This window comes from Herbaspirillum sp. meg3 (genome assembly GCF_002257565.1).
Lineage (GTDB): Bacteria > Pseudomonadota > Gammaproteobacteria > Burkholderiales > Burkholderiaceae_D > Herbaspirillum.
In genome coordinates, this window is sequence record NZ_CP022736.1 from 339,681 (window position 1) to 364,512 (window position 24,832).

Here is a 24,832-nt window from a genome sequence, read left to right on the forward strand (position 1 = left end):
ACTGACGAACCCCTGACGCATCGACCGCACTGCGCCAGGCAGGCATTGCCGTCGTCGCAGCGGCTCTCCTTCCTTTGAAAAGCCATCGAAACGCCCCTCACACGCGAGATTTGCCCTCTTGACCGCGTGATATCATTTACCTCCCTGTTTCTCCCTCTGGCCGAGGCACTTCGGCTGCCGGCACAGTTAGTACAGCCGGCATGGAAGGAGGCAGCACGAACACGATTTAATCCCGGGCGGTCTTCAACCCGGAGCACCAGGCCACGGAGGGCTTATGGCAGTACCGGAGTCGATCTCCTCATTGGATCCTGCAAACTGGAGCGAACTCCGGCAGCAGGGACATAAAATGCTGGACGACATGTTCGACTACCTGGAGAACGTCAGCGAGCGCCCGGTCTGGCAGCCGATCCCGGATGCCGCGCGTCTGCCTTTCAGCGAGCGTCTGCCCGCGCAAGGCAGTTCGCTCGACAGCGTCCATCAAGTCTTCATGGAAGGCATTCTTCCCTACGCCGTCGGCAACGCCCATCCCGGTTTCATGGGCTGGGTCCATGGCGGCGGCACGCCGGTCGGCATGCTCGCAGAGATGCTGGCTGCCGGCCTGAACGCCAATCTCGGCGGCCGCAATCAAATCCCCGTCGAAGTCGAACGCCAGATCGTGCGCTGGATGGCCGAGCTGTTTGGCTTCCCCGAAGCTGCCAGCGGCTTGTTCGTTACCGGCACGTCGGCTGCCAACCTGATCGGCGTGCTGATCGCACGGCGCCGTGCCTTCGGTGTCGAAGTGCGCGACGACGGTACCCAGACCAGCAATAACGTGGTGGCCTACACCTCGGCCGCTGCCCACGGCTGTATTGAACAAGCGATGGATATCGCCGGCCTTGGCCGCAAGCACCTGCGCAAGATCCCGATTCTGGCTGACGGCACCATGAATCTCGCGGTACTGCAGCAAACCATCGCCGCCGATCGCGCTGCCGGGTTGCAACCTTTCCTCGTTGTCGGCACCGCGGGTTCGGTCGACATCGGTGCGATTGACGACCTCGACGCCATTGCTGCATTGGCGCGGCGCGAGCAGTTGCACTTCCACGTCGACGGCGCATTCGGCGCCATGGCCATGCTGTCGCCCACGCATAGCAAGAAGCTCAAAGGCATCGAGCTGGCCGACACCATCGCCATGGATTTCCACAAGTGGCTGCAAGTACCTTATGACGCCGGGTTCCTGCTGGCGCGCGACGGCGAGCTGCACCTCAGCACCTTCGACGACGAGCAAAAGACTTATCTTGCACGCGACACACGCGGCATCGCGGCGGGTTCGCCGTGGCCCTGCGATCTCGGACCGGATTTGTCGCGCAGCTTCCGTGCGCTCAAGACCTGGTTCACGATCAAGGTCTACGGCGCGGACAAATTGGCGCAGGTGATCGATCACAGCTGCGAACTCGCGCACTATCTCGAACAACGCATCAATGCCGATCCGATGCTGGAGATGATGGCGCCGGTCAATCTGAACATTGTCTGCTTCCGCCTGCGCTGTCCGGAGGATGTTTCCGATGCAGTCGCCGACGCCATCAATCGTGAACTGCTGATCGCGATTCAGGAGTCCGGTGCCGCTGCGCCGTCGTCCACCAAAGTCAACGGCCGTCTCGTCATTCGCGCCGCCCTCTTCAACCACCGGAGCACTACCGCGGATATGGATAAACTGCTCGCCGCCATTGCGCGACTGAGCCCGGGCATCCTTGCGGCGCACACTATGAGCCAGAACACTCAGCCATCCCTGCAAGACCTCACGCCGCAGTTCGATCCGGATTCTCCTTATCTGATCGGACTGGCGAAATTGCTGACCGCCGCTTATTTCGACATCGATCTGGGCCCGATCGGCAATACGCTGATTCAGCATCTGCAGTCGGCGCCGGATGATCACAAGGCCATGATGGACTTGTCGACGATTCTGTACATTCGCGGCAACGACGAAGTCGCCGCCGCGACGCAGCTCGACGCGATCCAGATGCAGCAGCTCTATCATCTGCCGACCGCCGCCGACGGCAAGGTCGGCCTGCGCTTGCTGGCGTTGATGGTCACCGGCGACTTCATGGCGAACACGCCGCTGGAGTTCATGCTAACCGGCTCCGACGTGGCGCTCGACGTCTTGTACGTCAAACCTTATGGCGATCTCCCGACTGAATTGCCGCCGCACGATGTGCTGTTCGTGGCCGTTGGTGAGTCCGACATGACGCGCGACCTGCTGGAGGAGTTGTGCGAAGCTGTCGAGGGCTGGGACACGCCGCTGCTCAATCATCCGAAGCCGTCGCTGGATCTCTCGCGCGATCGCGTCGGTGAACTGCTGCAAGACAAGCCCGAGCTGTCGATTCCGCTGACGGCGCGCATCGATCGCTACGATCTGGGAGAGCTGCAGAACGGCAGTGCCGAACTGACCAGCTTCCTGTCGGACGGTGCGTTCCCGCTGATCATTCGCCCGATCGGCTCGCACGCCGGCAAAGGCCTGGAAAAGCTGATCGCGCCTGCCGACATCGGCGCCTATCTGGAAACGCATGACGGTGATGAATTTTTCATTTCCCGCTTTGTCGACTACAGCAGCACCGACGGCCTGTTCCGCAAATACCGCATCGTGCTGATCGAGGGCCGTCCGTTCCTTTGCCACATGGCCATCTCTGAAAACTGGATGGTGCACTACCTCAACGCCAACATGACGGGTGAGAACAGCTTCAAGCGCGATGAAGAAGCCGCCGTCATGCGCAACTTCGATCAGGATTTCGTCGAGCGCCATCAGGCCGCTTTCGATGTGTTGAACCGCAGCTTCCCGTTGGACTATTACGGTATCGATTGCGCCGAAACCAAGGATGGCCGTCTGCTGATTTTTGAAGTCGACACCGGCATGATCGTGCACGCGATGGATCCGGTAGACATGTTCCCGTACAAGCAGGACAACATGCGCAACGTGTTTGCAGCTTTCCAAAGCATGCTGCATAAAGCCAAAGATTCAGCCAAAGACTCCGCAGAAAATTCCGGTAACACTGATGCCAGCAGCCCCATCCAAGCCGGATAAATTGTCGCCGGTCTCCGCCTTGCTATTGCAAGGTGGAGACGACAGAATCCGTCTGCTCGACGGCAAGGCATTCAATAAATATGGATGCCGTCCCTATCCGGTCGCGGACTGTATCGATTTCAGTTCATCGACCGCATCGCACGTTTCCGCGTCCACTTATGGCGCGCTGGAATCGCTCCGGCACCGTTTGTCGGAAGCGGCATCCACCGCTGCTCCCGAACAGATCTACGCACACGAGTTGCAGCAGCTGCGTACACGCTTTCTCGCGCTGTGGGATTTGTCGCCGTCGCAGATGGCGGTGGAGATGATTTTTTCCGCCTCCGGTACCGACGCCCATCTCATCGCGGCAAGTCTGGTGCAGACGCAACATGAGGCATCGCTGCACGCCATCATGATCCAGTGCGAAGAGAGCGGCAGTGGTGTCGCAGCGGCATTGTGCGGCCAGCCGTTCTCTTCTCGCACCGCCACCGGCGACGTACCGCCTGCACGTGCGGCGACTGCTGCCGGAACGACGATGATCCACGTCGATCTGCGCGCACCTGATGGCAGCGCCCGTCCGGCAGCGCAAGTCGATGCCGATTTCGAGCAGGCGGCCAACCGCGTGCTGGAGAAGGGATTGCCGGCCTTGCTGGTTGCCGTGGATGTTTCGAAAACCGGCCTCGCTGCGCCAAGCAGGGATGCTATCGCCAGATTGAAAAATCGCTGGGGCGCGCAACTGACGGTGCTGATCGATGCCTGTCAATTCCGCATCGACCGCGCGGTATTGCACGCCTACCTGCAGCTTGGTTGCATGGTCGCGATCACCGGCTCGAAGTTTTTTGCTGCACCTTCGTTTTGCGGCGCGTTATTGATTCCAACAGAAATGGCGCAAGCCATGCAGGCGCGGGCCATGCCGGCCTTGTTGCGGTCTTATTCCAGCAGTGCCGAGTGGCCGGCACACTGGCCGGGCGCCAATGAACTCACGCGTGTTCCCAACATGGGTTTGCTGTTGCGTTGGGAAGCGGCGCTGCAAGAGATGCAAAACTTTCTGCGCGTGCCGGCGGAAGAAGTGAATCGTGTCGTATCGGCATGTGCAGAGGCGATCCAAAAAAGACTGTCAGCGGATCCGCATTTCAGAGCGCTTGATAACGGCGCCGCAGCGTCAAATAGACCTGCAACCATCCACGCCTTCATTCCCTGTAGACCGGCTTCAGATCGCAAGATGCTGGAGCGCAGTGAAGTGGAACGTCTGTACCGGACGTTGCAGAGCACGGTGCAAGCTGACGGCCGCATGTATCTGCTGGGCCAGCCGGTGCAATGCGCCGGCCCGGCGGCGTCCCCGGCATGGGCGTTGCGTCTGTGTCTGAGTGCACCGTTGATTGTCAACGCTTGTGGCGACGGCAATGATGAGACGACCGCTCTGAACGTCCTGATCGAACAGGCGTTGGCTTGTTTGACGGCGGTAGCAGCGACCATCGATCAGCTGTAATTGGGTTCTCGGATTATTAACCAGTGCTTCTGCTGAACATCGGTGAACTGTTGCTCGCCGCAGCCAGTTCCGTTGCGGCTGCCAGCAACGCCGGTCCAAGCTCTTGCATGCGCTTTTCGCTCAAACGCATCAGCGGCCCCGCAATGCTGATGACGCCGATGGTCGGATAACCCTTGCGCTGGATCGGCGCCGCCATGGCCGTCATGCCCGGCGCGAACACTTCATTGATCATGGCGTAGCCGCGCTTTCTTCCAACTTCCAAAAAGCCCAGCAAGGCTTTGACCGTGGTCGGGGCATTCGGGCCGAAGTCCTTGGGCTTGCCGAATCCCTGGCGTGTTACCAGTTCCAGCGCACGCTCGTCGGACATGGTCAGCATCCATGCATGCCCGGTGGCGGAGCATGACAGGATCGTGTCCATGCCCATGTCCGGATCGTAGCGCAGCCCCTTGCGTGCACCTTGCGCTTTCGCAACCCAGGTCAATCTGTCGCCGTCGACGATGGCCAAACGAACCAATTCCCCCGACAGGTCGGCCAGACGATCTAGCGTCGTCTGCGCAATATCGACAATGCCCGAGGTCGCCAAAAAGCTCAGTCCGAGACCGACCAGTTTGGTCGTCAGGACGTAGTCGCCATGTTCGCGTACCTGCCGTACATAACCACAGCGCACCAGATCCGTCAGCAGCCGGTGGCAGGCGCTGCGCGGTATTTCCAGTTCATCCGCCAGCAAGGCCAGCGGCGTTGCTTCAGCTTGGGCCGCCAGGTATTCGAGAATCGCCAGGGTTCGTTCCAGTACGCCGTTCATGCGTCTCCATCATTGTGAAATTGGTCTGTCATTGATCTGCATTTACGTCGTAGACGCATGCAGACGCGTTCTTTTAATTCATATTGTGAAACGAAATTCCAGTCTGGAATCACGTTCTATACGCGTTGATATGATTCTACGCCAGCAGTGCAAGGATTCCGAAAACAAACAAGCTGCGCACGCCGAACGTCACTACCGACCTGCCTTTTCGTCTGGAAGATACGGGGCAAGGAGCGCGGTGATCAGTGCAGAAATTAACCGACTAGCGGACCGTCAGTCCGCAGCACATTCTTACAGGAGACAACAATGGATACAGGAGTCAACGCCGCCTCGCATGCGCCACATGCCGCGATGGGGCCGCGTGCGGTGACCGCCGCCACGATCGGCACCGCGCTCGAGTGGTTCGATTTCACGCTGTACGGCGCCGTGTCGGCGACCGTTTTGCCCAAGCTGTATTTCCCTTCCATGGATCCGACCAATGCCTTGCTGGCTTCGCTGGGGACGTTCGGCGTGGGCCTTGCGGCGCGTCCGCTGGGCGCCATCATTTGCGGTCATCTCGGCGACAAGCTGGGACGACGCAACCTGATGCTCGGCACCGTCACCATCATGGGGCTGGCGTCGGTGCTGATGGGGCTGCTGCCGACCTATGCGCAGATCGGGGTATGGGCGCCGATTCTTCTGGTGCTGCTGCGGATCATTCAAGGCTTCGCACTCGGTGGTGAATCCACCGGCGCACAACTGATGGCGCTTGAGCACGCCTCTGCCGATCGTCGCGGCAAATACTCCGGGCTGCTCGGATTGTGTTCACCGCTGAGTCAGATCATGGCCAACGGGGTGCTGTTGCTGCTGGCCTCGCTGTTGTCTGCGGATGCCTTCGAGAGTTACGGCTGGCGCATTCCATTTGTGCTCAGTTTCATTCTCGTGATCGTCGGCATTTATATCCGCCTCAAGGTCAACGAGACACCGGCTTTCGTCGAGCTCAAGCGCACCGCCACTGCGCAAGCCGGCAGTCCGCTGAAGGATGCCGTCAGGTTTCACTACAAGACAGTGCTGCGCCTGATGTTTTTCTTCTGCGGCCCGGCAGCGATCTTTTACCTGATCGTCGTCTTTTCCCTCAGCTACATCACCAAGACATTGGAGGTGCCCAAGCAAACCGGCTTTCTGCTGCTCATGGGCGCCAATGTCTGCGCAATCTTCGGTGCACTTGGCGGCGGTATCCTGAGTGACAGAATCGGCCGCAAAAAAGCACTGGCGCTGGGATCGACAGCGACCCTGCTGATTCTGTTCGTGTACTTCGCCATTCTCGACACCAAGAGTTTTGTGCCGATGCTGATCATCATGGGATTGTTTCTCGGCTTTACGCAGTTCCAGAGCGGTATTCAGCCGGTGGCTTTTGCGGAAGCGTTTCCGACCAATGTACGCTACTCCGGTTCGGCGTTGGCCTACACCGGCGCCAACCTGCTGACGGGTGGGCCGATGCCGGTAGTGGCGGTCTGGCTGCTCAGCGTATTTCACGGCTCGCCCTGGGGCGTGGTGGGGGTATGCGTTGCGCTGAATCTGCTCTCGCTGGCAATGATCCTGATCGGTCCGGAAACCAAAGGTATCGACATGAACCGCGTGGATCCCGTCTCGCAACCGGGCGACGTGCATACCGGTAACAGCATGTCCGCAGAGGCACGCCATCATCGTGCTACCTGAATTTTATTTCGATTGTTTTAGTTCGGTTGCTTTAGTCCCATTGACTGTACGCACCACATTTTGAAGGATCGTATTTCATGACCAAGCTCGTTTATGTACTCAACGGCGCCAATCTCAACATGCTCGGCAAACGTGAGCCGCACATTTATGGCACCACCACGCTGGCGGAAATCCAGCAGCGCACGTTGGCGACGGCGCGGGAGCTGGATCTGGAATGCGAATTCCGTCAGACCAATCACGAAGGCGTCATGGTGGACTGGTTGCAAGAAGCCTTCGAACGGGAGGCCGGCGTAATCATCAACCCGGCGGGTTTTTCGTTCTCGTCGATACCGGTGTTGGATGCCGTCAAGCTTTTGCGCACGCCGGTGATCGAACTGCATATCACCAACATTCACCGGCGCGAAGAAACCCATCGCCATTCGCTGATCTCGTTGGCGGCGACCGGTGTGATCTGCGGATTGGGGGCAGCCGGCTATCCGTTGGCGGTACGCGCGATGGCGCAGGCTTTGCTGGACGTCGCTTGATACCTCATTCTGTTTTTTGCCGATGTGCTCGATGTGGCCGATTCTGTCCTGAGCTTGTCCGGACGGTGTCTTGCCGGCGGGGAGTGTGACCGTAAGATGAATGCCTTGCCCGACGGGCGAAGATATCATCGCGCGGCAGAAGCGGGAAGTTTTTTGTAGAATGCCCGCTTCACCTTCATTTCCGGCATTCACTCTAAGGCGCCCATGCAAGCCCATCCCATGCGTCCCGCTCACCTGGCTCTCGTACTGCTTGTCATTCTGGTCTGGGGCGTCAACTTCGCCATCATCAAAGTCGGTCTGGCAGGTGTGCCGCCGATGCTGCTGGGCAGCTTGCGTTTCATCCTGGCCGCGTTTCCTGCGCTGCTGTTTCTGCGTCCGCCAAAGGTGCCGCTGCGTCTCTATCTGGCGTTCGGACTGACCATGTCGGTCGGCCAGTTCGCGTTTCTGTTCAGTGCGATTCATGTCGGCATGCCGTCGGGATTGGCATCGCTGGTCTTGCAGTCGCAATCCTTCTTTACGCTCTTGCTGACCGTGCTATGGCTACGTGAAAAATGGCACGCCAATCAACTGGCCGGTCTCTTGCTGGCAGCCGGCGGCTTGACGCTGATCGGTAGCGCACACGGCGCGTCGATGCCTTTGCTGGGTTTTCTGTTGACGATTGCTGCGGCCGCCATGTGGGCATGCGGCAATATCGTCAGCCGTGCGGTGGGGCGTTACGGTCCGATGAATCAACTGGCCTTCGTGGTGTGGGCCAGCCTGGTGCCGCCATTGCCGATGTTCGCTTTATCGTGGGTGATGGAAGGCCCCGCCGCGATCAGTTCAGCATTGCAGCATATGAGCCTGCAATCCATTGCTGCTGTGGCGTATATTGCATGGGCCTCGACCTTGTTCGGCTACGCTGTGTGGAATTTCCTGATCGCGCGCTACTCCGTCAATCGCGTGGCGCCATTCACGTTGCTGGTGCCGCTGGTGGGCTTGACCACAGGCTGGCTGGCCTTCGGTGAAGAACTGCAGGCCATTCACTTCATCGGTGCGGCCTTGCTGATGGTGGGGTTGATCGTCAACCTGTTCGGCGCGTCGCTGTTTGCGCGACTGAATTGGAGAGCTCGTCAATCCTGATCGGCATATTCAATTCATTTATTCCAGAACGGACTTTGCCAGGCATCCAGCGCGTCGAGAAAAACGCGCAGTTTGGCCGGCAAAAACTTGCGTGTCGGGTACAGCGCATGCACCGGGATCTTCGGTGAGCTCCATTTAGGCAAGACGCGCTGCAAGCGGCCGTCGGCCAGCATGTCATCGCAATAATTGAAGGGCAGCAAGCCGATGCCGTGGCCGTTATAAGTGAATTGGCTCACGCTGTTGAAGTCGCGGCTGGAGATCGCTCCGGAAACGTGTACCGACACCTGCTTCTTGCCGCTGGCGAGATCCCATTTCGCCTCGTTGTTTTTTCCATTCATCAATACGCACTGATGCGCGCGCAGGTCTTCCGGTTTTGCGGGAAACGGCCGGCCTTCCAGGTAAGCCGGCGTCGCCACCAGATAGCGGATGTTGGTGCCCAATTTTTTGGCGATCAGGCTTGAGTCTTCCAGCTCGCCAAAACGTATACCCACATCAATGTTCTGCGCGACGAAGTTGACGAACTCATTCGTGATGAAGAGATCGATCTTGATGCGCGGATAGTTCTTCAGAAAATCCGACACGAAGTTCAAAAATGCTTCTTCCCGCAACACCACGGGAACAGTGACGCGCAGGAGGCCTTCCGGTTTCTTCTGCGTTTGTGTCAACACGCGCTCTGCGTCAGCGAGGATGTTCAGCGGCTCCTGGCATTGATGGAAGTAATCCCGACCCTGAACCGTCAGCGTCAGCTTGCGCGTGGTCCGTTGCAGCAGGGTGACGCCCAGTTGCAACTCCAGCTCGGAGATACGGCGGCTCACCGTCGACACCGGCATGCCCAGTGCGTGCGCAGCCCGGCTGAAGCTCTCGAACTGAGCCACCTTCACAAATATCGCAATGTCGTTGAGATCTGCCATCTCGCAATATTTCCATAAATGGAAAAGAAATTCCACATATTTCCATCTAATCAAACAAGCGCGTTTGCTTCATTCTCCTGTCTACGCCATCCGGCATTCCAGATGACGCAACACTATTCACCCTGAGTTTCTCCATGAAAACCTTGAAACCGCTCACCATCGAATCCGTGCCCGACAATGCCAGAGCAAGCATGGCATTTGTGAAAAAGCGGCTGGGATCGATTTCTAACCTGATGGCCACGCTCGGCAATTCGCCGGCAATGCTCAACGGCTATCTGGCGCTGGACGCCGCATGGGAAACCACAGTCCTCACAGTGCGCGAGCGGCAACTGGTTTTGCTGACGGCTTCGGTCGAGAACAAATGCCTTTACTGCATTGCTGCGCATTCCACCACGCTGGCCGGCATGCGCGTCGATGCAGAGATTATCCAGTCGATACGTAATCGCACACCGTTGTCGCATAGCGGTCTGGACGCACTGGTCGGGCTGACACGCGAGCTGGTCAATGAGCGTGGCTTTGTCGGCGAGGCTGCCAAGAAAAATTTTTTCGCAGCAGGATACGACGAGATTGTCCTGATGGAAATTCTCATCGGCGTAGCGCTCAAGACCATGAGCAACTACCTCGATCATCTCAACCCGATTTCGATCGACACCGTCTTCCAGGAGCAGGCTCAGGCGCGATAAGGCTTGGGACGAACCTGGCGAGACAGCATTCTTTGTTTCACTCACGTAGTTACTTATTTACTTACAAGGAGCATTACCATGAGCAAGAATAAAACCATCATCATCACCGGCGCATCGCAAGGCATCGGCGCCGGCCTGGTGCAAAACTTCCTCGACCGCGGCTACAACGTGGTTGCCACTTCGCGCAGCATCGCACAGCGAGGCAGCTTTACGGCTTCCGCCAATCTGGTGCTGGTCGATGGCGACATCGGCCTGGAAAAAACGGCGGCGCTGGTGGTTGCCGCCGCGCTGGAAAAATTCGGTCGCATCGATGCGCTGGTCAACAACGCCGGCATCTTCTACACCAAGCCTTTCATCGACTACACGGAAGAGGACTTCCGGGCCTTCGTATCGACCAATCTGCAAGGCTACCTGTACATCACCCAGCATGTCGTGCGTCAATTGCTCAAGCAAGGCACCGGCGGCAGCGTGGTCGGCATCACCACCTCGCTGCTGGAACATCCGATTGCCGGCGTGACGGCATCGGTGCCGATGATCACCAAGGGAGGCATCAACTCGCTGTCGACCAATCTGGCGCTGGAATACGCCAAGGACGGTATTCGTTTCAACCTGGTCGCACCCGGTGTCGTCGACACGCCCCTGCATGAGAAGAATCCAAAAGATTTCCTGAAGACCTTGTCGCCGATGGGCGTGATTTCCGACGTACAGGATATCGCCAACGCGGTGGTTTATCTGACCGAAGCACGGAATGTGACCGGAGAAGTGTTGCACGTCGATGGCGGCGCACACTCGGGAAAATGGTAAGCGCGCGTGGCGCGTCGGCGGGCGGCGCAGAGCAACGGCTGAAGGATCTCGGCATCGTGCTGCCGGCAGCGCCCTTGCCTCTGGGTGCTTACGTCGAGGCAGTGCAGAGCGGCAACCTGTTATTCCTCAGCGGCATTCTGCCGGTGGTGGATGGCAAGCCGCGGCACGTTGGCCGTGTCGGTGTCGAGCTGGATCTGGAAGCAGGGCGCGACGCTGCCTTCACTGCCTGTCTGAACGCACTCGCGGTAGTGCGTGATGAACTGAGTTCGCTGGACAAGGTGAGCCGTGTTGTGCGGCTTGCGGTCAGCATCGTGGCCGAGCCGGACTTTCGTTCGCATCCGTTGGTAGCGGACGGCGCATCGGAACTGCTGGAGGCGGTGTTTGGCCGGGACAAGACGTCGACCCGCAGAGCGCTCGGAGTGGTCTCATTGCCGCTGGGCGCGCCGCTCGAGCTGGAGCTGATCTTCGAAACCACGCCATGAGTAGGTAATGAGCAAGCAGTAACAACAAAGGAGCCGAACATGAAAGATTCACTCTCCATCGCAAGCAATTCCTACGCACACGACAACGCGCTGCACTGGAAGCGCAATCTGGTCGTCTGCGTGTTCGGCTCCTTCACGACCCTGGTCAGCCTGACGCTGCTATTGCCGTTTCTTCCGGTCTACGTGGAGGAGCTTGGCGTCAAACAGAATTCCGCCATCGTCTGGTGGTCAGGCATCGCCTTCGGTGCAACCTTCCTTGGCACCGGCTTGACCGCGCCGCTATGGGGCTACCTGAGCGACCGCTTCGGCCGCAAGCCGATGCTGGTGCGCGCCGCCATCGGCATGGCGATCGTCATGCCCCTGATCGGTTGCGCGCACAATGTGGTTGAGTTGACCTTGCTGCGTTTGCTGGCCGGCGTCATCGGTGGCTACGCGTCTTCGTCGACCTTGCTGATTGCAACTCAGACGCCCTCTGAAAAATCGGGATGGGCATTGGGTATCTTGTCGACCGGGGCGTTGGCGGGGACATTGACCGGGCCGTTGATCGGCGGTCTGTTGCCTAGTCTCATCGGTATCCGACATACCTTCTTTGTGACCGGTGCGATGATCGCGGTGGCAGCATTGCTGACCATCGTGTTCGTCAAAGAAAACTTCGTACCGCGTCCGCGCCACGACAAGGCATCGGCGTTGGCAGAAACAAAGCATCTGCGCCTGATCGTCGGCGCCATGTTTGCGACCGCCATGCTGGTGCTGTTTGCCAACATGTCGATCGAACCGATCATCACCGTTTATTTGCAGACTATTCACGTTGATCGCAGTCATGTCGTACTGGACGCCGGCATCGTGATGGCAGCATCGGCGCTCGGCAGCATCATCATGGCAGCCCCGTTGGAACGGCTTGCCGACCGCATTGGTGGCTGGCGCGTTATCGTGTATTGTCTGACGGCTGCCGGTTTGTTGATGATTCCACAGGCATTTGTGTCGGCGTGGTGGCAGCTTGCGATTTTGCGATTCCTGCTGGGAGCGGCGCTGGCCGGATTACTGCCTTCGATCGCCAAGCAGATCAGGCAATCCGTGCCGGAGAGCGCGCTGGGGAAAGTACTGGGTTATTCGCAGTCCTCGCAATATGCAGGGCAAGTACTTGGTCCGCTGGCTGGGGGCGCGATGGGCGGAATGGTCGGCATGCGCTCGGTATTCTTTTTGACGAGCGGCATGTTGTTGTGGGGTGCTGCCGCCAATCTTTGGGCGAGTCGCAAGGCGATAGGTCAGTGACATAATGAAATGCAGATGAATGCATCACAGCAAGCCGGAGGATCCATGAACAGCATCATCGCAACCCGACTGGGTTTGAGCCATCCCATCATCCAAGCGCCCATGGCAGGCGTATCAACGCCGCGCATGGCAGCGGCGGCATCCAATGCCGGTGCGCTCGGTTCGTTGGCGCTCGGCGCCAGCAATGCCGCTCAGGCGAAGGAGTTGCTGGCGGAAACGCGCAGCCTCACTTCACGTCCGTTCAATGTCAATTTCTTCGCGCATCGTCCGGCACAAGCAGACCCTGCACGCGATCAGGCATGGGCCGATCATCTGAAACCTTACTTCAATGAGTTCGGCGGCGTGTTGAAATTGCCGTTGCGGGAAATCTATCAAAGCTTCATTACCGACATGGACATGCAGCAACTGTTGCTCGATACGCCGCCTGCGGTAATCAGCTTCCATTTCGGCTTGCCTGATGTATCCGTCATCGACACGTTCAAGAAAGCCGGTGTGTTCATCATGGCGAATGCGACGACGCTCAATGAGGCGCGCGTTGTTGAAGCGGCAGGCGTGGATGCCATCGTCGCGCAAGGTTTTGAGGCGGGTGGGCATCGCGGCGTCTTCGACGGCAGTGATGAGGATGAGGCTATCGGCACTTTTGCGCTGGTGCGGATGATCGCGCGACAGACTTCGCTGCCGGTGATTGCCGCAGGCGGCATCATGGACGGCCAGGGCGTCGCCGCGGCACGCATGCTGGGGGCCGATGCCGTACAGATGGGCACGGCCTTCTTGCTGACGGAAGAGTCCAACGCCAGTCCGCAATACCGGCAAAGCCTCACCAGCAGTCGCGCCGAACATACTAAAGTGACACGTGCAATTTCCGGCCGGGGTGCGCGTGGTATCGCCAATCGGATCATGAATGAGATCGGTGCGGCCGGTTCGCCTGTACCGAGTGACTATCCGATGGCTTACGACGCGGGCAAGCAATTGCACGCACTTGCCAGCCAGCGCGGCAGTCACGAGTTCGCTGCATTTTGGGCAGGACAGGCAGCGCCCTTGATTCGCGCCGCCAATACGGCAGACCTCATCGGCGTGCTGGCGGAAGAGTATGGGGCGGCAATAGCAGCATTAAAAAATAGCTGAAGCCGAAGCTGAAAAAGCTACAGGTCACGTCCCAGAAACTTTGTTCCCGGTACCGGATTGAAGGTGAATGGCGTGGTTTCGACAAAATCGAACGACGCATAGATGTGCTGCGCGGCAGCAAACTCGGGTAGCACGTCAAGGCAGATGCGCGTATAGCCTGCGTCTTGCGCCTCCTGCAAGATGCGTGCAACCAGACGGCGGCCAAGTTGCTCGCCACGCGCCTCGGGGCGCACATACACACGCTTCATCTCGCAAATCTCTGCATTGATCTTGCGCAATGCCACACAAGCCACGATACGGTCACCCCGCCATGCCAGCAGCAGCCTGCCGTCCGGTGCGGCATATTTTCCTGGCAGCGCGGCAAACTCGGCTTCGTAATCCTGAAAGCCGAGATCGACGCTGACGCTGCCGATATATTCGCGAAAGAGTTCGATGACCGCGTCGCGGTCTGCGGGAAATTGGGCGGGGCGGATTTCTGTCATGCAGGAATTCTAGCGCAGCTTGTCATACCGGCATCTTTTTTCATTGGTGAAAAGCCGACACAGCAAAAACAGTTCTGGCAGTAGAATTCTCCGCAGCAGACTGATCCGAAAGCATCATGTCCTTGAATGTCCTTTCAGGAGAATCGTGTCATGAATTTATCCAAATTAAAAGTCGCCAGCCGTTTGTATATCGGATTCGGTCTTGTCCTGGCGTTATTGATCGGCATCGCCCTCTTCAGTTTCACACGCATGGCTGTGCTCAACAACAACATCAACTTTCTGGTGAACGATCGCTACGCCAAAATCGCGCTGGTGGACACTGTCACCAATAACGTCAATCTCGTGGCGCGGGTTGTTCGGAATATCGCGTTGTCCGACGATGAAGCAACTTCAAAACAGGAACTTGCGCGCATCGTCAAAGCGCGCGCAGAGAATGACGCGACGCTGAAAAAACTTGGAGACACCATCGTCACGCCGCAAGGCAAGGAACTGATGGCTGCACTTCAACGCACGAGCGCCGACTACTATGCAGAGCAGCAGAATCTCTTGAATCTGCTGACGCAAAACAAGCTGGATGAAGCGAAGAAGTTGTTGTTCGGCGCCATACGTCTGAAGCAGAGCGCGATGTTTGACGCGCTGAAAGCGATGTCCGACTATCAGCACGCCGCCATGGATAAAACCGTCGCCGACAGTCAGGACACATATCGTCACACGACGATGTTGTTGTTTGCGGTGAGTGCTGCAGCATTCATTCTGAGCCTGATCGCTGCCTTGCTCATCACGCGCAGCATCATTCGCCAGCTCGGTGGTGAACCAGACTATGCGATGGCAATTGCCAGCGACATCGCCAACGGCAATCTGGCGACATCGATCACGTTGCGCCAGGGGGACCAGACCAGCTTGATGGCATCCATCCGGGTCATGCGCAATCGCCTCGCGGAAATCGTCGGCCATGTGCGCACCGGCACCGATACCATTGCCACCGCTTCCAACCAGATCGCCATGGGCAATCTGGATCTGTCGACACGCACCGAGCAGCAGGCCAGTTCGCTGGAAGAAACCGCCTCCGCGATGGAAGAATTGACATCCACGGTGAAGCAGAACGCCGATAACGCGCGTCAGGCCAACCAGCTGGCGGCTTCTGCATCCGAGGTGGCGATCGCCGGCGGCAACGTGGTCGGCAAGGTGGTGGAAACCATGGGCACGATCCACGAATCGTCAAAGAAGATTGTCGACATCATCAGCGTGATCGATGGCATCGCATTCCAGACCAATATCCTGGCATTGAATGCTGCAGTGGAAGCAGCGCGTGCAGGCGAGCAGGGACGCGGCTTTGCAGTCGTCGCTTCCGAAGTGCGCGGACTGGCGCAACGTTCCGCTGCAGCAGCGAAGGAAATCAAGGCATTGATCGACAGCTCGGTAGCGCAGGTCGATGCCGGCAGCCGACTGGTCGAGCAGGCCGGCACCACCATGACCGATGTCGTCAACAGCGTCAAGCGCGTGACCGACATCGTTGGGGAAATCAGTTCAGCCAGCGAAGAGCAAAGCGACGGCATCGAGCAGATCAACCTCGCCATTACGCAGATGGATGAAGTGACGCAAAAGAATGCTGCGCTGGTGGAGGAAGCAGCCGCGGCTGCGCAATCGATGCAGCATCAGGCCGGGAGTTTGCTGGAAGTTGTCAGCATCTTCAAGCTCGGTGCTGAACAGAATGCGGCGCCGAAGTTGACGCATCAACAACGGACTGTGGATATTACTCCGGCGTCTAGGCTGCCTGTACCGGTGGTTGCCAAATCGGTCATTAAATCCTCCACTAAGCCGGTAGCCATTGCGCAGGACAGCGACGCGTCTTGGGAACAATTCTGAACGTCCCGCAGGTGGGATAAAGCCTTAGCTGTTCCAGCCCAGCCCAATTGCCTTCTGATTGCCTTGTAGAAATCAGGAATTCCCTGATTGGAAAATCCAACCTGATGAGTATGCTGTAGTCAGCATCAGGAGGATTTACTCAATGTGATCGGAAAAAAGGGGGGCTGTCATGACTTACGGAATCAGTTTCACAAACATCGGCATTATTCTTCTCGACGTGTTGCTGGTCTGGGCTTGCCTGAGCGTCGACAAGCATCTGAAACTTCTCGACTACGAGGATCAGAAGCTGCAGGAAAAGGACGCGTACCGTTACAAGCAGATTTTCACTGATCGCGGTCATGCTGCCTTGGCTGGCGTTGTTAATAAAGCCAGGCTTTAACCCACCGTAATTAGCGCCTCGCGGCATCGCCTACTGCGTGGTGATGCCGTCAAGGCGAGCCTGTATCCTGGTCAGATTCATCGGCATCAAACCTCCTGCGCAGCGCAAGTTGCTGCCGCTCGCGCGCTTCTTTGTTGCGCTCAAAATTGGCGGCGTTAATCTTGGCCTGTTCTCTGGCGTGTTCGAACACCAGCTTTTCCAGCGGGCTTCGTTCGCATCCGGCCAGCAAAAAAAGCAGCAAGGGAAGTACGCAAATCAATCGCATGTTTCTACCCATCGAGACAGACATCGGTGACGTATGCAGGGCATTTTTTATGTTGGCAGGTCTCCATGCCGCTGTTCATCCCGATGTCTATGCAATGCGGTCATTGCGCGCACTGCGCTCATCAGGAGATACACGGGATACTCGGATTTGCTATTGGCATGCCACTGCCGGGGCCGCGCGGGAAGATCAGACAGGCGCAGCGCGGGCAGCCTTGATACTAGCGGCTATGCGGTGCTATTTCTGTAGGGAAAGCATGACAAGTGCAGGGGAATATCCCGACACTTGGATTGGCAATGGTGAGCTGACGTCGAAGTTACGTCTAGCTGACGTCGAGGTGACTGCTCAGCGGACTATTCCAGTGAAATCAATCCATGATGAATGGAGAACTTGACCAGGCTGGGCAAGTCACTGACGCCGATCTTTTGCATCAGCCGGCTGCGATAGGTTTCAATGGATTTGGGTGACAGCGACAACATCGCCGCCACTTGTGCACTGGAATGTCCTTCCGCCACCAGTTGCAGAACTTCCCGCTCTCGCGCACTCAACGCATCCAGTGGTCCGGTGACACGGTGATCGAGAAGGTAATCGTCCACTACCGTGTCGGCAATTTTTTGACTCAGATAACGTTGGCCGGACTGCACTACGCGGATGGCGTTGACCAGTTCCGAGCCGGCGGAATTTTTCAGCAGGTAACCTCGTGCGCCAGCCTGCAGCGCACGGAAGATATGTTCCTTCGTCGCGTACATCGATAGCATGATGGTCTTCACGCCCGGCGCTTCATCTTTCAGCAGCAGGGTTGCTTCGATCCCGTTCAGATTGGGCATGGCAATATCCATGATCACAATGTCAGGGCGAAGACTTGCGACTTCTTTCACTGCTTGTCTGCCGTCGCTGCCGGATCCGACCACCTTGATATCGCTATGCACCTGCAGCATCACCGCCAGACCATCTCTGACGATGGTGTGGTCATCGGCGATGTAGATGCGGATGGGCGCGGGCATTGCCATGTTCATGATGAAAGCTCCACGACGACTTCAACGCAGGTGCCTTTGTGGGGCTCGGAAATGATTTTAAGATTGCCGCCCAGCGCCTGCGCACGTTCGCGCATGGACACCAATCCCCAGGTCGGTTTCGACTTCTGATCGCGATGTACGTTCGGCACAAAGCCGACGCCGTCATCCATGATGGTCATCGTGACCGAACTCTGCAGGATGTTGAGCATCACTTCGACATTGGTTGCCCGTGCGTGCTTGGCGATGTTGGTGATGGCGCCCTGGGCGATGCGAAACAGTGAGATTTCCAGCTCCGGCTCCAGGCGATCGGCAATGCCGTAGACATCCACCGTGAACTGAAATCCGCAGCGCTCGGCAAACAATTCGCACTGCCAGCGCAACGCAGCTTCGAGACCGTAATCATCCAGCACCGGCGGCCGTAATTCTGCCATCAGGCGTCGTACGGCATCGGTGGTGTCATCGAGCAGCACGATGGAATCCTTCAGCCGCGCTTCCATGCCGGACGAACCTTCACCGGCGATCTCGCCGCTCATGATGGTCATATTGATGCTGAGTGCCGCCAACGCCGACCCGATGGTGTCGTGCAGCTCCTGCGCGAACCGGCGCCGTTCGGCTTCTTCCACTCTCGCCAGCTCGCGCGAGACATCACGCAGTTCGCGGGTCAGCGCCAGCAGATTTTCTTCAGACTGTTTTCGTTCGGTGATGTCGACATGCGAACCCTGCAGAAAAATCGCCTTGTCGTTTTCATCCAGCATCGCCATCGAGCGCGACAAGATCCAGCGGAAGCAGCCGTCGCGATGGCGCATGCGATATTCGATTTCCAACGACTCCTTGGGTGCCTCAAGATAAGACTCGGTCGCCGTCACGGCGCGCTCCCGGTCGTCGACGTGGATGCGCGACACCAGCTCGTCCATGGTGTCGCCGATTTCGTGGTCGGCATAGCCGATCTGGCGTTTCCATTCCGGCGAGAAGTAGAACTGATCGGTGCGCAGATTCCAGTTCCACAATCCTGTATTGGACGCACTTACCGCAAGCTTCAACTGGCCCAGCGTAAACTCCAGCTGGGCGGTGCGTTTGAAGATGCCTTTTTCGAGTTCGTGGTGGCGTTTTTCCAGCGCTTCTTCCGCTTCCCTGCGCTCGGTGATTTCTCGCAGAAAGGTGACGACGCCGATAAAATCCTTGCCGCGATTGACCATGATCGGGCTGGCGCTGACCTCGAGCCAGCAGAAGCGGCCATCCAGACGCGTCATGCCCATCATGACATTGCTGACCGGCTGCAATGACGCGCCGGCAATGACCATTGGATACTCCGTTTCGTCGAAGGCCGTACCATCGCTCTTCATGGTTTTCCGATGGCGCAGCAGGGCGACCATATCGGCCATGGCTTCTTTCGGGCATTCAAGGATATGCTCCGCGACGCCGTTGCAATCGAATACCGTCCCATCTTCGTGCTGCATCACGATGCCATCCGTAAAGGCATCTACCAGCGCCCGGTACAGGTCCTCCTTCTTGAGGCAATTGTCATCTGCCGATGTACAAATCAGACTCTTCATAGCATTCGTATGGATTTTTATTTTTATGTTCTTGTCGATGGCCCGATGCTGATCTCTCTTGAATTTGCGGTAATCCGCATGTCTTCAATCAGTCGGGCGACACTTGCTGAGCGGCATCAGCATAACAGCAGACGAAAGTCTTTTAATGTTCTTTACGCTGTCGGCGTGTAAAAGAATAGGTAACGTCTGCCGACTGCTTTTTAATCTTGTCAATCGGTCAAGGTGCTGGTCAATCTCCGTTAGTCGTCGTCCGTGCTCAGTGTTTGGATTGTTCATCAGCGCTCATGTTCTCCGAAACGCTGTTGCCCCATTCAAAGGCTTCCTTCTGCACGCTGTAAAACTCTTCCGCAGAAAGTTGAAAATTGCTTAACATTTCGTTCAACCGAGCGGGACTCAGTAACTCCGGTTTTTCAGCCGATTCAACCAGCAGCAGGAGACCGCCGTAGAACCCGGCGCGCGACAGCAGTGCTTCTCTGATCTCGATAGATACACCGATCTGGCCGATCACGTCGGCGATTTCCAGATTGAACAAGGCATCGGTCAGCGACAGCACGCCGACCATGAAGGCGGTATCGGATTTGTTGGGACGGCGCGGCTGGATTTTCTGCGACAGCAGTTCGCACATCTTGCCGCGCGTCGCCGCCAGGATCATCAGCGGTGACGAAGCCGACTGCCGGTTGCTGTTCGGATTGGCGTACAGCAGGATTTGCAGCCAGCGCTTCAGCTGGCGGTCACCGAGTACCAGCAAGGCCTGGCTCAGCGATGCAATGTGCCGGCGGAAGCCGCACAAGGGCGTGTTCACCAGGCGCAGCAACATGAGACTCAATGCGACGTCCTGTTTGATGAAGCGCACGATTTCGTAGTTGTTGGCACCCTTGATGATCAGCGCAAGGATCTGCATGATGATCACGCAGGACGCACTCAGTTTTTTCCCTTGGAGGACATCCGGCTTGGCGAAGTAATAGCCTTGGTAATAATCAAAGCCATAGTCGCGGCACAGTTTGAACTGATCGATGGTTTCGACTTTTTCGGCCAGCAGTTTTTTTCCTTTTTGCCGGAGACTGGCGCTCAGGGCGGCGATTTCTTCAACCGGCATTTTCAGCACATCGACCTTGACGATGCGAGCAAACGGCATGAGTTGATCGGTGCGCGCCGATTCCTGCACCAGATCGTCGATTGCAAAGACATACCCCGCCTCGGTCAGCGTCTCGATACGCCGCATCAGCGGCGGCGTCAGCTCCACCGTTTCCAGAATTTCCAGAATGACGTGCTCCTTGGGCAGCACGAAGACCACATCGCTCATCAGGATCGCGGCGTCGACATTGAGGAAAGCGGTCAGCGAACCGATCACATTGTGCAGGCCCAGCTCGGCGGCATGCTCGATCACAGCCGCCGTCGCAGCCGCGTCGTCGGTGACGGCGGCGCGATTGACGCCGGTGCTGCGAAACAGCAGTTCATAGCCGATCAGTTCCTGCTCAATGTTCAGAATCGGCTGCCGGGCAAGGAAGAAATCCTTCGCGCCCAGATCTGTGACATCCATGTTCAAAGCAGCTACAGCCATATTCTTCTTCTCCCTTATTTGCTGTTCACGCGCTTGCAGGTAGACATGATCGGGTATAGATTCTTGCACTGACCGCTGTCAGCACGCCTCTTTATGCATCCATCAATCGCGATGTGAATAAACCGTCAACACAGGTGAAATGCTGCAGATCAGCCTTTGCTGACAAGGTCGGTCGCAAAAGCAATCGACTCCGCCGGCGGCGATACCGTCGGAAGAGAAAATACTGAAATGTGGAACGCGTTCTTGAGTAACTGGCGCGATCATAACAATGCCTTTTGGCTTTGTATGTCGGGAAACCTTGATCGGATCTCGCCGCATGAGCGCAAGATGCGTTTATCGCGGGCGATTGTGATGCCAATTTGGCATCGCCGGTTGACGGATGCGAAGGCAAGGAAAGATGGAAAAGAAGACCTCGATCACGCGAGTCTTTCCAGGGGACTGAAAAATTGTTTCCGCCCTGTCGATGACGTCATCACTTTTGCGTCGTCTACAAGGCATGCGTGAGGAATCGGTGTTGGCCGGCGCTGATACCGACTCCTCCTGCTGTCAGGCACTCATCAAGGAATACTGATCAGGGAATCATCCTGATACCGCAGCACCCGGTTGCGCCCGCCGTTCTTGGCCTGATAAAGCGCTTTGTCGGCTTTTGCCATGAGCAAGGTACAGTCCTCCATCAGGTCGGGTTCCGACGACACCAGGCCGCCGGAAAAACTATAGGAGAAATCCGGCGCGATCTGCACAAGGCGTTCTTTACGCAAGGTCTCGTTGATCCGGCTCAGGACCAGCAGCGCATCGTCCAGTTTGGTTTCCGGAAACAGGATGGCGAACTCTTCTCCGCCCACCCGACCGACAATATCCTGCGAGCGAAGATGGTCGCGCAAGAACCTGGAAAAATGCCGCAGCACCTCGTCGCCGGCCGGGTGGCCATATTTGTCGTTCACCAGTTTGAAATGGTCGATGTCGAGGATGCCGAAACAGAACTCATGTTTGTAGCGTGCCGCCCGCAAAAGCTCTTCATGGAAGCGGTTCAGGATATGGCGCCGGTTGGGCAGATTGGTGAGTTCGTCGGTCTGTGCGATGTGTTCGATCTTGGCGATGGCTTCCTTTAATTCCATCTCGGTCTTCTTCTGCAGCGTGATGTCGGCGAAATGCAAAACCAGATGTCCGGAAGGATAGGTCTGCTCGCTGACCAGCAGCCATCGACCATCCCTCAGATCCGTCTCAAATCGCCGGAACGGTTTGGAGCGCGACACACTATGCACATAGCCCAGCCAGGATTCAAGGGAATCCCATTCGATGTTGACACCGCCCCGATGCACATACATCCAGGTCAGCCAGTCGTCGTGCGTCCAGCCGACCATGGCGCTGGCGTCCAGGCCGAAAATACAGTCAAAGGCCTGATTATGAAAAATGAAGCGGTCTTCCGCGTCGAAGACGGCAATCCCATTTTCCGTAAACTGGATGTGATGCTCCATGACTTCCAGGAGAGTGGCTGGTTGGGATTTGATTAGTGCCATGCAAACATCTCCGGTTGACGGCGTTTCGTCCAGCGTAATCCTCGTCGCGCATCGATGTCAATCAGCTAACGCCCTTTGTCCTTTTGCGGTCACGCGTTTCGGTCTTTCATGCAGCAAGGCAATGAAAGTCAGAACGCATATTGCACCCGCATGGTGAAACTCTTGGCGGAGCGACCGGAATTTTTACCCAGCAGATAGGCTGTTTCGTAAAGGATCTTGTGTCCGCTGGGCAGATACCAGGTGCCGAACAAAGCGGGGCCTGCACGATGTGACTGTGTCGCGGTGCTGTTCCAGTTATCCCAGCGCCCCAACTCGCCGAAACCCTGCAGGCCGAAGTTGAGCAATGGTTTCCAGTGCTGCCGGACTTGCCACTGATAAACCAGTTGTGCGGCGTTGTTGTCGGCGGTGGTTCGGTAGTCGCGCTGCAGGAACATGTTGGCATTGAGTTGCGTTCGCCAGATCTCGGTCTGAAAGACCGGCCCCCATTCCAAACCATAGCCGTCGCTGCGCCTGTATTGCTCGATGTTGGTGTGGATGGCGAGATCGAACCAATACTGTCCCTGCGTCAGCAGGAAATCGTTTTGCCAGTTCAGGCTGCTGAACTGCGTGCCTTGCGCCGCAGTTTGGGTGGTTGTGCCGTAGACCTCGGTATACCAGCGCGAGTTGACGCCATAGCCGATGCCCAGCTCGGGCGATCCAAACGGCGGTGCGCCGTTTCGTTTGGCGTTCCAATATTTGTAGTCGACCGAGACTTGATTTTCGGCGCTGTAGACCGACACGAGGTAGTAGCCGGTGGCGGCGTTGGCGTGGTTGACGGCGATTGCGCCGACGGTGAGCATCGCTGCGATGGTAATGACTTTTACTGTGGCGAACGGCTGTTTTCTCTGCATCGGAATCCCCCTGTTCCGGTTGTGGCGCAATCCCCGGTTGTTTTCCCAAGCATACAGGGGAATCCAACATCTGTTGCTGACAATAATGGATCTCATGAAGTAGTCGAATCGCTCTGTCCGGAGAGCAATCCTTGTGCTTATTTTGTGCTGAATCGTCACAGCGCCTGATCGTTTTAGGGACAACCCGTGTGCGTTTTGGGACAAGCGGGAGAAGGCTGCTCACAGGTGGCAACCGCTCGGGCAGAATCAAAAGCGTCCAGCCACAGGCCTGTATTCAAATGCCTCAGGTGCCGATCCAGAATGACCGGCACAAGCAGCTTAGTAGCCCGGTGCCTCTCATTTACTCAATCATTGGAGTTGTCATGGAATCGTTTCATCCCAGTCGCAGAATCCGAACCCGCGCTCAACCTTCCGTCCGCTATTTGCCTGTCAGCCTCTTTAGCTCGGTCATGAGTGTGGCGGGGCTCTCGCTGGCCTGGCGTCTTGCCCACCAGGCCTATGGTGTCGACCTTGGCGTGTCGCAGGCGATTGGTATCATCGCGCTGGCGATGTTCGCCGTCCTGAGCCTGTCCTACCTGAGCAAGCTCATCAAACATCCCGAAACGGTGAAGCAGGAGTTCGCGCATCCCGTCATCGCCAGCTTCTTCGGTACGGTAGGCATCAGCATCCTGCTCCTGTCGAGCATCATCGGCAGCTACAGTGCTTCGGCTCAGTTGGTCGTCTGGATCATCGGCACGATCCTGACCCTCGTGCTGAGCATCGTCATGATTTCCCGGATGCTGAACGGCAATACCGCTCCCGCCACGGTGATGCCGGCCTGGCTGATCGCCGGTGTCGGCAGCCTGGATATCGTGGTCAGCGGCGGTGCTTTCATGGACGGCTGGGCTTATCAGGTGAACCTGCTTGCCGCCGCCGTCGGCAGCGTCAGCGCCATCGTTTTTTTCATCCTGATCTTTTCCCGGCTGATTCACCATGATCCTCTGGCGGACGGCATGCGGCCGTCGAAGATGATACTGATGGCGCCGTTCAGTGTCGGCTTTATCGCCTATGTGAATCTGATGCAGCGTGTCGACATGTTTGCGTCGCTGCTGTTTTACTTTGGCTTGTTCCTGTTCGTGATCATCTTCTATCGCCTGATGGTGAAGCCGCCGGCATTTTCACCGTCTTGGTGGGCGATCGGCTTTCCGATGGCGGCGTTGACCAATGCTGCGTTCATCTACGCGGGTGCAGTCGGCGGAGCGGGGTTGGCGCTGATTGCGGCAGTCCTGCTGTTTCTGCTCACGGCGTCGATTGCGGTGCTGGCGTTTCGCACGCTGCATAGCTTGTTCTGCGGCCGTCTGCTGATCGCCTGATATCGCTTGGC

23 protein-coding genes are annotated in these 24,832 nt (G+C 57.4%); 14 read left to right on the top strand and 9 right to left on the bottom strand.

The genetic code is table 11. The features are described from left to right. Positions 1–274: 274 nt before the first annotated feature. Together hmeg3_RS01540 and hmeg3_RS01545 are read left to right on the top strand one after the other, a co-directional pair. Positions 275–3,055, top strand: a complete 2,781-nt coding sequence (locus hmeg3_RS01540; RefSeq protein ID WP_232511808.1) for an aminotransferase class V-fold PLP-dependent enzyme — start codon at positions 275–277, stop codon at positions 3,053–3,055. Next, positions 3,027–4,523, top strand: a complete 1,497-nt coding sequence (locus hmeg3_RS01545; protein ID WP_094562166.1) for a hypothetical protein — start codon at positions 3,027–3,029, stop codon at positions 4,521–4,523. The genes hmeg3_RS01540 and hmeg3_RS01545 overlap by 29 nt, the downstream gene beginning before the upstream one ends. Positions 4,524–4,539: 16 nt before the next feature. Here hmeg3_RS01545 and hmeg3_RS01550 read toward each other — a convergent pair whose 3' ends face one another. Further along, positions 4,540–5,325 carry an IclR family transcriptional regulator gene (locus hmeg3_RS01550; RefSeq protein WP_094562167.1) on the bottom strand — a complete coding sequence of 262 codons (786 nt, stop codon included), beginning with the start codon at positions 5,323–5,325 and terminating at the stop codon, positions 4,540–4,542. A gap of 306 nt (positions 5,326–5,631) precedes the next feature. Between hmeg3_RS01550 and hmeg3_RS01555 the strand changes: the two genes are divergently transcribed. The 3 genes from hmeg3_RS01555 to hmeg3_RS01565 all read left to right on the top strand — a co-directional run bounded on the left by hmeg3_RS01555 (position 5,632) and on the right by hmeg3_RS01565 (position 8,666). Beyond that, positions 5,632–7,023: an MFS transporter gene (locus hmeg3_RS01555; RefSeq protein ID WP_232511810.1), complete on the top strand. Its 1,392-nt coding sequence runs from the start codon at positions 5,632–5,634 to the stop codon at positions 7,021–7,023. A 77-nt stretch (positions 7,024–7,100) separates the two neighbouring features. Then, positions 7,101–7,547, top strand: a complete 447-nt coding sequence (locus tag hmeg3_RS01560) for a type II 3-dehydroquinate dehydratase (RefSeq protein ID WP_094562168.1) — start codon at positions 7,101–7,103, stop codon at positions 7,545–7,547. 204 nt (positions 7,548–7,751) lie between these two features. After that, on the top strand, positions 7,752–8,666 hold the full coding sequence (locus hmeg3_RS01565; protein WP_094562169.1) for an EamA family transporter: 915 nt from the start codon (positions 7,752–7,754) through the stop codon (positions 8,664–8,666). A 14-nt stretch (positions 8,667–8,680) separates the two neighbouring features. Here the strand turns inward: hmeg3_RS01565 and hmeg3_RS01570 are convergent, their stop codons facing one another. Beyond that, positions 8,681–9,577 carry a LysR family transcriptional regulator gene (locus hmeg3_RS01570; RefSeq protein ID WP_094562170.1) on the bottom strand — a complete coding sequence of 299 codons (897 nt, stop codon included), beginning with the start codon at positions 9,575–9,577 and terminating at the stop codon, positions 8,681–8,683. 134 nt (positions 9,578–9,711) lie between these two features. On the opposite strand from hmeg3_RS01570, the gene hmeg3_RS01575 reads away from it, so the two are divergent. The 5 genes from hmeg3_RS01575 (at position 9,712) to hmeg3_RS01595 (ending at position 13,943) form a co-directional block, all read left to right on the top strand. Further along, complete coding sequence (locus hmeg3_RS01575) at positions 9,712–10,260, top strand: carboxymuconolactone decarboxylase family protein (protein ID WP_094562171.1); 549 nt, start codon at positions 9,712–9,714, stop codon at positions 10,258–10,260. Between the two features lie 78 nt (positions 10,261–10,338). After that, positions 10,339–11,064 carry an SDR family NAD(P)-dependent oxidoreductase gene (locus tag hmeg3_RS01580; RefSeq protein WP_094562172.1) on the top strand — a complete coding sequence of 242 codons (726 nt, stop codon included), beginning with the start codon at positions 10,339–10,341 and terminating at the stop codon, positions 11,062–11,064. Further along, on the top strand, positions 11,058–11,546 hold the full coding sequence (locus hmeg3_RS01585; protein WP_094562173.1) for a RidA family protein: 489 nt from the start codon (positions 11,058–11,060) through the stop codon (positions 11,544–11,546). Before hmeg3_RS01580 ends, hmeg3_RS01585 begins: the two co-directional genes overlap by 7 nt. A gap of 39 nt (positions 11,547–11,585) precedes the next feature. Continuing rightward, positions 11,586–12,818, top strand: coding sequence for an MFS transporter (locus tag hmeg3_RS01590; RefSeq protein WP_094562174.1), 1,233 nt, complete (start codon positions 11,586–11,588; stop codon positions 12,816–12,818). 45 nt (positions 12,819–12,863) lie between these two features. Continuing rightward, complete coding sequence (locus tag hmeg3_RS01595) at positions 12,864–13,943, top strand: nitronate monooxygenase family protein (protein ID WP_094566081.1); 1,080 nt, start codon at positions 12,864–12,866, stop codon at positions 13,941–13,943. 17 nt (positions 13,944–13,960) lie between these two features. Here hmeg3_RS01595 and hmeg3_RS01600 read toward each other — a convergent pair whose 3' ends face one another. Then, complete coding sequence (locus hmeg3_RS01600) at positions 13,961–14,425, bottom strand: GNAT family N-acetyltransferase (RefSeq protein ID WP_094562175.1); 465 nt, start codon at positions 14,423–14,425, stop codon at positions 13,961–13,963. 150 nt (positions 14,426–14,575) lie between these two features. On the opposite strand from hmeg3_RS01600, the gene hmeg3_RS01605 reads away from it, so the two are divergent. Together hmeg3_RS01605 and hmeg3_RS01610 are read left to right on the top strand one after the other, a co-directional pair. Continuing rightward, positions 14,576–16,291: a methyl-accepting chemotaxis protein gene (locus tag hmeg3_RS01605; protein ID WP_094562176.1), complete on the top strand. Its 1,716-nt coding sequence runs from the start codon at positions 14,576–14,578 to the stop codon at positions 16,289–16,291. A gap of 169 nt (positions 16,292–16,460) precedes the next feature. Further along, positions 16,461–16,670: a hypothetical protein gene (locus tag hmeg3_RS01610; RefSeq protein WP_094562177.1), complete on the top strand. Its 210-nt coding sequence runs from the start codon at positions 16,461–16,463 to the stop codon at positions 16,668–16,670. A 49-nt stretch (positions 16,671–16,719) separates the two neighbouring features. On the opposite strand, the gene hmeg3_RS01615 is transcribed toward hmeg3_RS01610, so the two are convergent. From hmeg3_RS01615 to hmeg3_RS01625, 3 genes are all read right to left on the bottom strand, one after another. Next, the gene (locus tag hmeg3_RS01615; RefSeq protein ID WP_157739189.1) at positions 16,720–16,935 is read right to left on the bottom strand and encodes a hypothetical protein; all 216 of its coding nucleotides are present in this window, start codon (positions 16,933–16,935) and stop codon (positions 16,720–16,722) included. A 350-nt stretch (positions 16,936–17,285) separates the two neighbouring features. Then, complete coding sequence (locus hmeg3_RS01620; protein ID WP_232511812.1) at positions 17,286–17,948, bottom strand: response regulator transcription factor; 663 nt, start codon at positions 17,946–17,948, stop codon at positions 17,286–17,288. Beyond that, a complete protein-coding gene (locus hmeg3_RS01625; RefSeq protein WP_094566083.1) occupies positions 17,945–19,405 on the bottom strand; it encodes a PAS domain-containing protein in 1,461 nt (486 codons plus the stop codon). Before hmeg3_RS01625 ends, hmeg3_RS01620 begins: the two co-directional genes overlap by 4 nt. On the opposite strand from hmeg3_RS01625, the gene hmeg3_RS24875 reads away from it, so the two are divergent. Next, a complete protein-coding gene (locus hmeg3_RS24875; protein WP_198361917.1) occupies positions 19,301–19,672 on the top strand; it encodes a hypothetical protein in 372 nt (123 codons plus the stop codon). The genes hmeg3_RS01625 and hmeg3_RS24875 overlap by 105 nt on opposite strands. An 85-nt stretch (positions 19,673–19,757) precedes the next feature. On the opposite strand, the gene hmeg3_RS01630 is transcribed toward hmeg3_RS24875, so the two are convergent. The 3 genes from hmeg3_RS01630 to hmeg3_RS01645 form a co-directional block, all read right to left on the bottom strand. Then, positions 19,758–21,062: an EAL and HDOD domain-containing protein gene (locus hmeg3_RS01630; RefSeq protein ID WP_094562179.1), complete on the bottom strand. Its 1,305-nt coding sequence runs from the start codon at positions 21,060–21,062 to the stop codon at positions 19,758–19,760. Between the two features lie 557 nt (positions 21,063–21,619). Beyond that, positions 21,620–22,579, bottom strand: a complete 960-nt coding sequence (locus hmeg3_RS01640; protein WP_094562181.1) for a sensor domain-containing diguanylate cyclase — start codon at positions 22,577–22,579, stop codon at positions 21,620–21,622. A gap of 128 nt (positions 22,580–22,707) precedes the next feature. Further along, positions 22,708–23,469, bottom strand: a complete 762-nt coding sequence (locus tag hmeg3_RS01645; RefSeq protein ID WP_094562182.1) for a hypothetical protein — start codon at positions 23,467–23,469, stop codon at positions 22,708–22,710. A 362-nt stretch (positions 23,470–23,831) separates the two neighbouring features. On the opposite strand from hmeg3_RS01645, the gene hmeg3_RS01650 reads away from it, so the two are divergent. Beyond that, positions 23,832–24,821, top strand: coding sequence for an SLAC1 anion channel family protein (locus hmeg3_RS01650; RefSeq protein ID WP_094562183.1), 990 nt, complete (start codon positions 23,832–23,834; stop codon positions 24,819–24,821). Positions 24,822–24,832 lie beyond the last annotated feature (11 nt).

What these genes read in the sequence shown, in the direction of transcription:
- hmeg3_RS01540 (WP_232511808.1), top strand. Translation starts at nt 275, where the DNA reads ATGGCAGTACCGGAGTCGATCTCCTCATTGGATCCTGCAAACTGGAGC.
- hmeg3_RS01545 (WP_094562166.1), top strand. Translation starts at nt 3,027, where the DNA reads ATGCCAGCAGCCCCATCCAAGCCGGATAAATTGTCGCCGGTCTCCGCC.
- hmeg3_RS01550 (WP_094562167.1), bottom strand. Translation starts at nt 5,325, where the DNA reads ATGAACGGCGTACTGGAACGAACCCTGGCGATTCTCGAATACCTGGCG.
- hmeg3_RS01555 (WP_232511810.1), top strand. Translation starts at nt 5,632, where the DNA reads ATGGATACAGGAGTCAACGCCGCCTCGCATGCGCCACATGCCGCGATG.
- hmeg3_RS01560 (WP_094562168.1), top strand. Translation starts at nt 7,101, where the DNA reads ATGACCAAGCTCGTTTATGTACTCAACGGCGCCAATCTCAACATGCTC.
- hmeg3_RS01565 (WP_094562169.1), top strand. Translation starts at nt 7,752, where the DNA reads ATGCAAGCCCATCCCATGCGTCCCGCTCACCTGGCTCTCGTACTGCTT.
- hmeg3_RS01570 (WP_094562170.1), bottom strand. Translation starts at nt 9,577, where the DNA reads ATGGCAGATCTCAACGACATTGCGATATTTGTGAAGGTGGCTCAGTTC.
- hmeg3_RS01575 (WP_094562171.1), top strand. Translation starts at nt 9,712, where the DNA reads ATGAAAACCTTGAAACCGCTCACCATCGAATCCGTGCCCGACAATGCC.
- hmeg3_RS01580 (WP_094562172.1), top strand. Translation starts at nt 10,339, where the DNA reads ATGAGCAAGAATAAAACCATCATCATCACCGGCGCATCGCAAGGCATC.
- hmeg3_RS01585 (WP_094562173.1), top strand. Translation starts at nt 11,058, where the DNA reads ATGGTAAGCGCGCGTGGCGCGTCGGCGGGCGGCGCAGAGCAACGGCTG.
- hmeg3_RS01590 (WP_094562174.1), top strand. Translation starts at nt 11,586, where the DNA reads ATGAAAGATTCACTCTCCATCGCAAGCAATTCCTACGCACACGACAAC.
- hmeg3_RS01595 (WP_094566081.1), top strand. Translation starts at nt 12,864, where the DNA reads ATGAACAGCATCATCGCAACCCGACTGGGTTTGAGCCATCCCATCATC.
- hmeg3_RS01600 (WP_094562175.1), bottom strand. Translation starts at nt 14,425, where the DNA reads ATGACAGAAATCCGCCCCGCCCAATTTCCCGCAGACCGCGACGCGGTC.
- hmeg3_RS01605 (WP_094562176.1), top strand. Translation starts at nt 14,576, where the DNA reads ATGAATTTATCCAAATTAAAAGTCGCCAGCCGTTTGTATATCGGATTC.
- hmeg3_RS01610 (WP_094562177.1), top strand. Translation starts at nt 16,461, where the DNA reads ATGACTTACGGAATCAGTTTCACAAACATCGGCATTATTCTTCTCGAC.
- hmeg3_RS01615 (WP_157739189.1), bottom strand. Translation starts at nt 16,935, where the DNA reads ATGCGATTGATTTGCGTACTTCCCTTGCTGCTTTTTTTGCTGGCCGGA.
- hmeg3_RS01620 (WP_232511812.1), bottom strand. Translation starts at nt 17,948, where the DNA reads ATGAACATGGCAATGCCCGCGCCCATCCGCATCTACATCGCCGATGAC.
- hmeg3_RS24875 (WP_198361917.1), top strand. Translation starts at nt 19,301, where the DNA reads ATGGCGCAGCAGGGCGACCATATCGGCCATGGCTTCTTTCGGGCATTC.
- hmeg3_RS01625 (WP_094566083.1), bottom strand. Translation starts at nt 19,405, where the DNA reads ATGCAGCACGAAGATGGGACGGTATTCGATTGCAACGGCGTCGCGGAG.
- hmeg3_RS01630 (WP_094562179.1), bottom strand. Translation starts at nt 21,062, where the DNA reads ATGGCTGTAGCTGCTTTGAACATGGATGTCACAGATCTGGGCGCGAAG.
- hmeg3_RS01640 (WP_094562181.1), bottom strand. Translation starts at nt 22,579, where the DNA reads ATGGCACTAATCAAATCCCAACCAGCCACTCTCCTGGAAGTCATGGAG.
- hmeg3_RS01645 (WP_094562182.1), bottom strand. Translation starts at nt 23,469, where the DNA reads ATGCAGAGAAAACAGCCGTTCGCCACAGTAAAAGTCATTACCATCGCA.
- hmeg3_RS01650 (WP_094562183.1), top strand. Translation starts at nt 23,832, where the DNA reads ATGGAATCGTTTCATCCCAGTCGCAGAATCCGAACCCGCGCTCAACCT.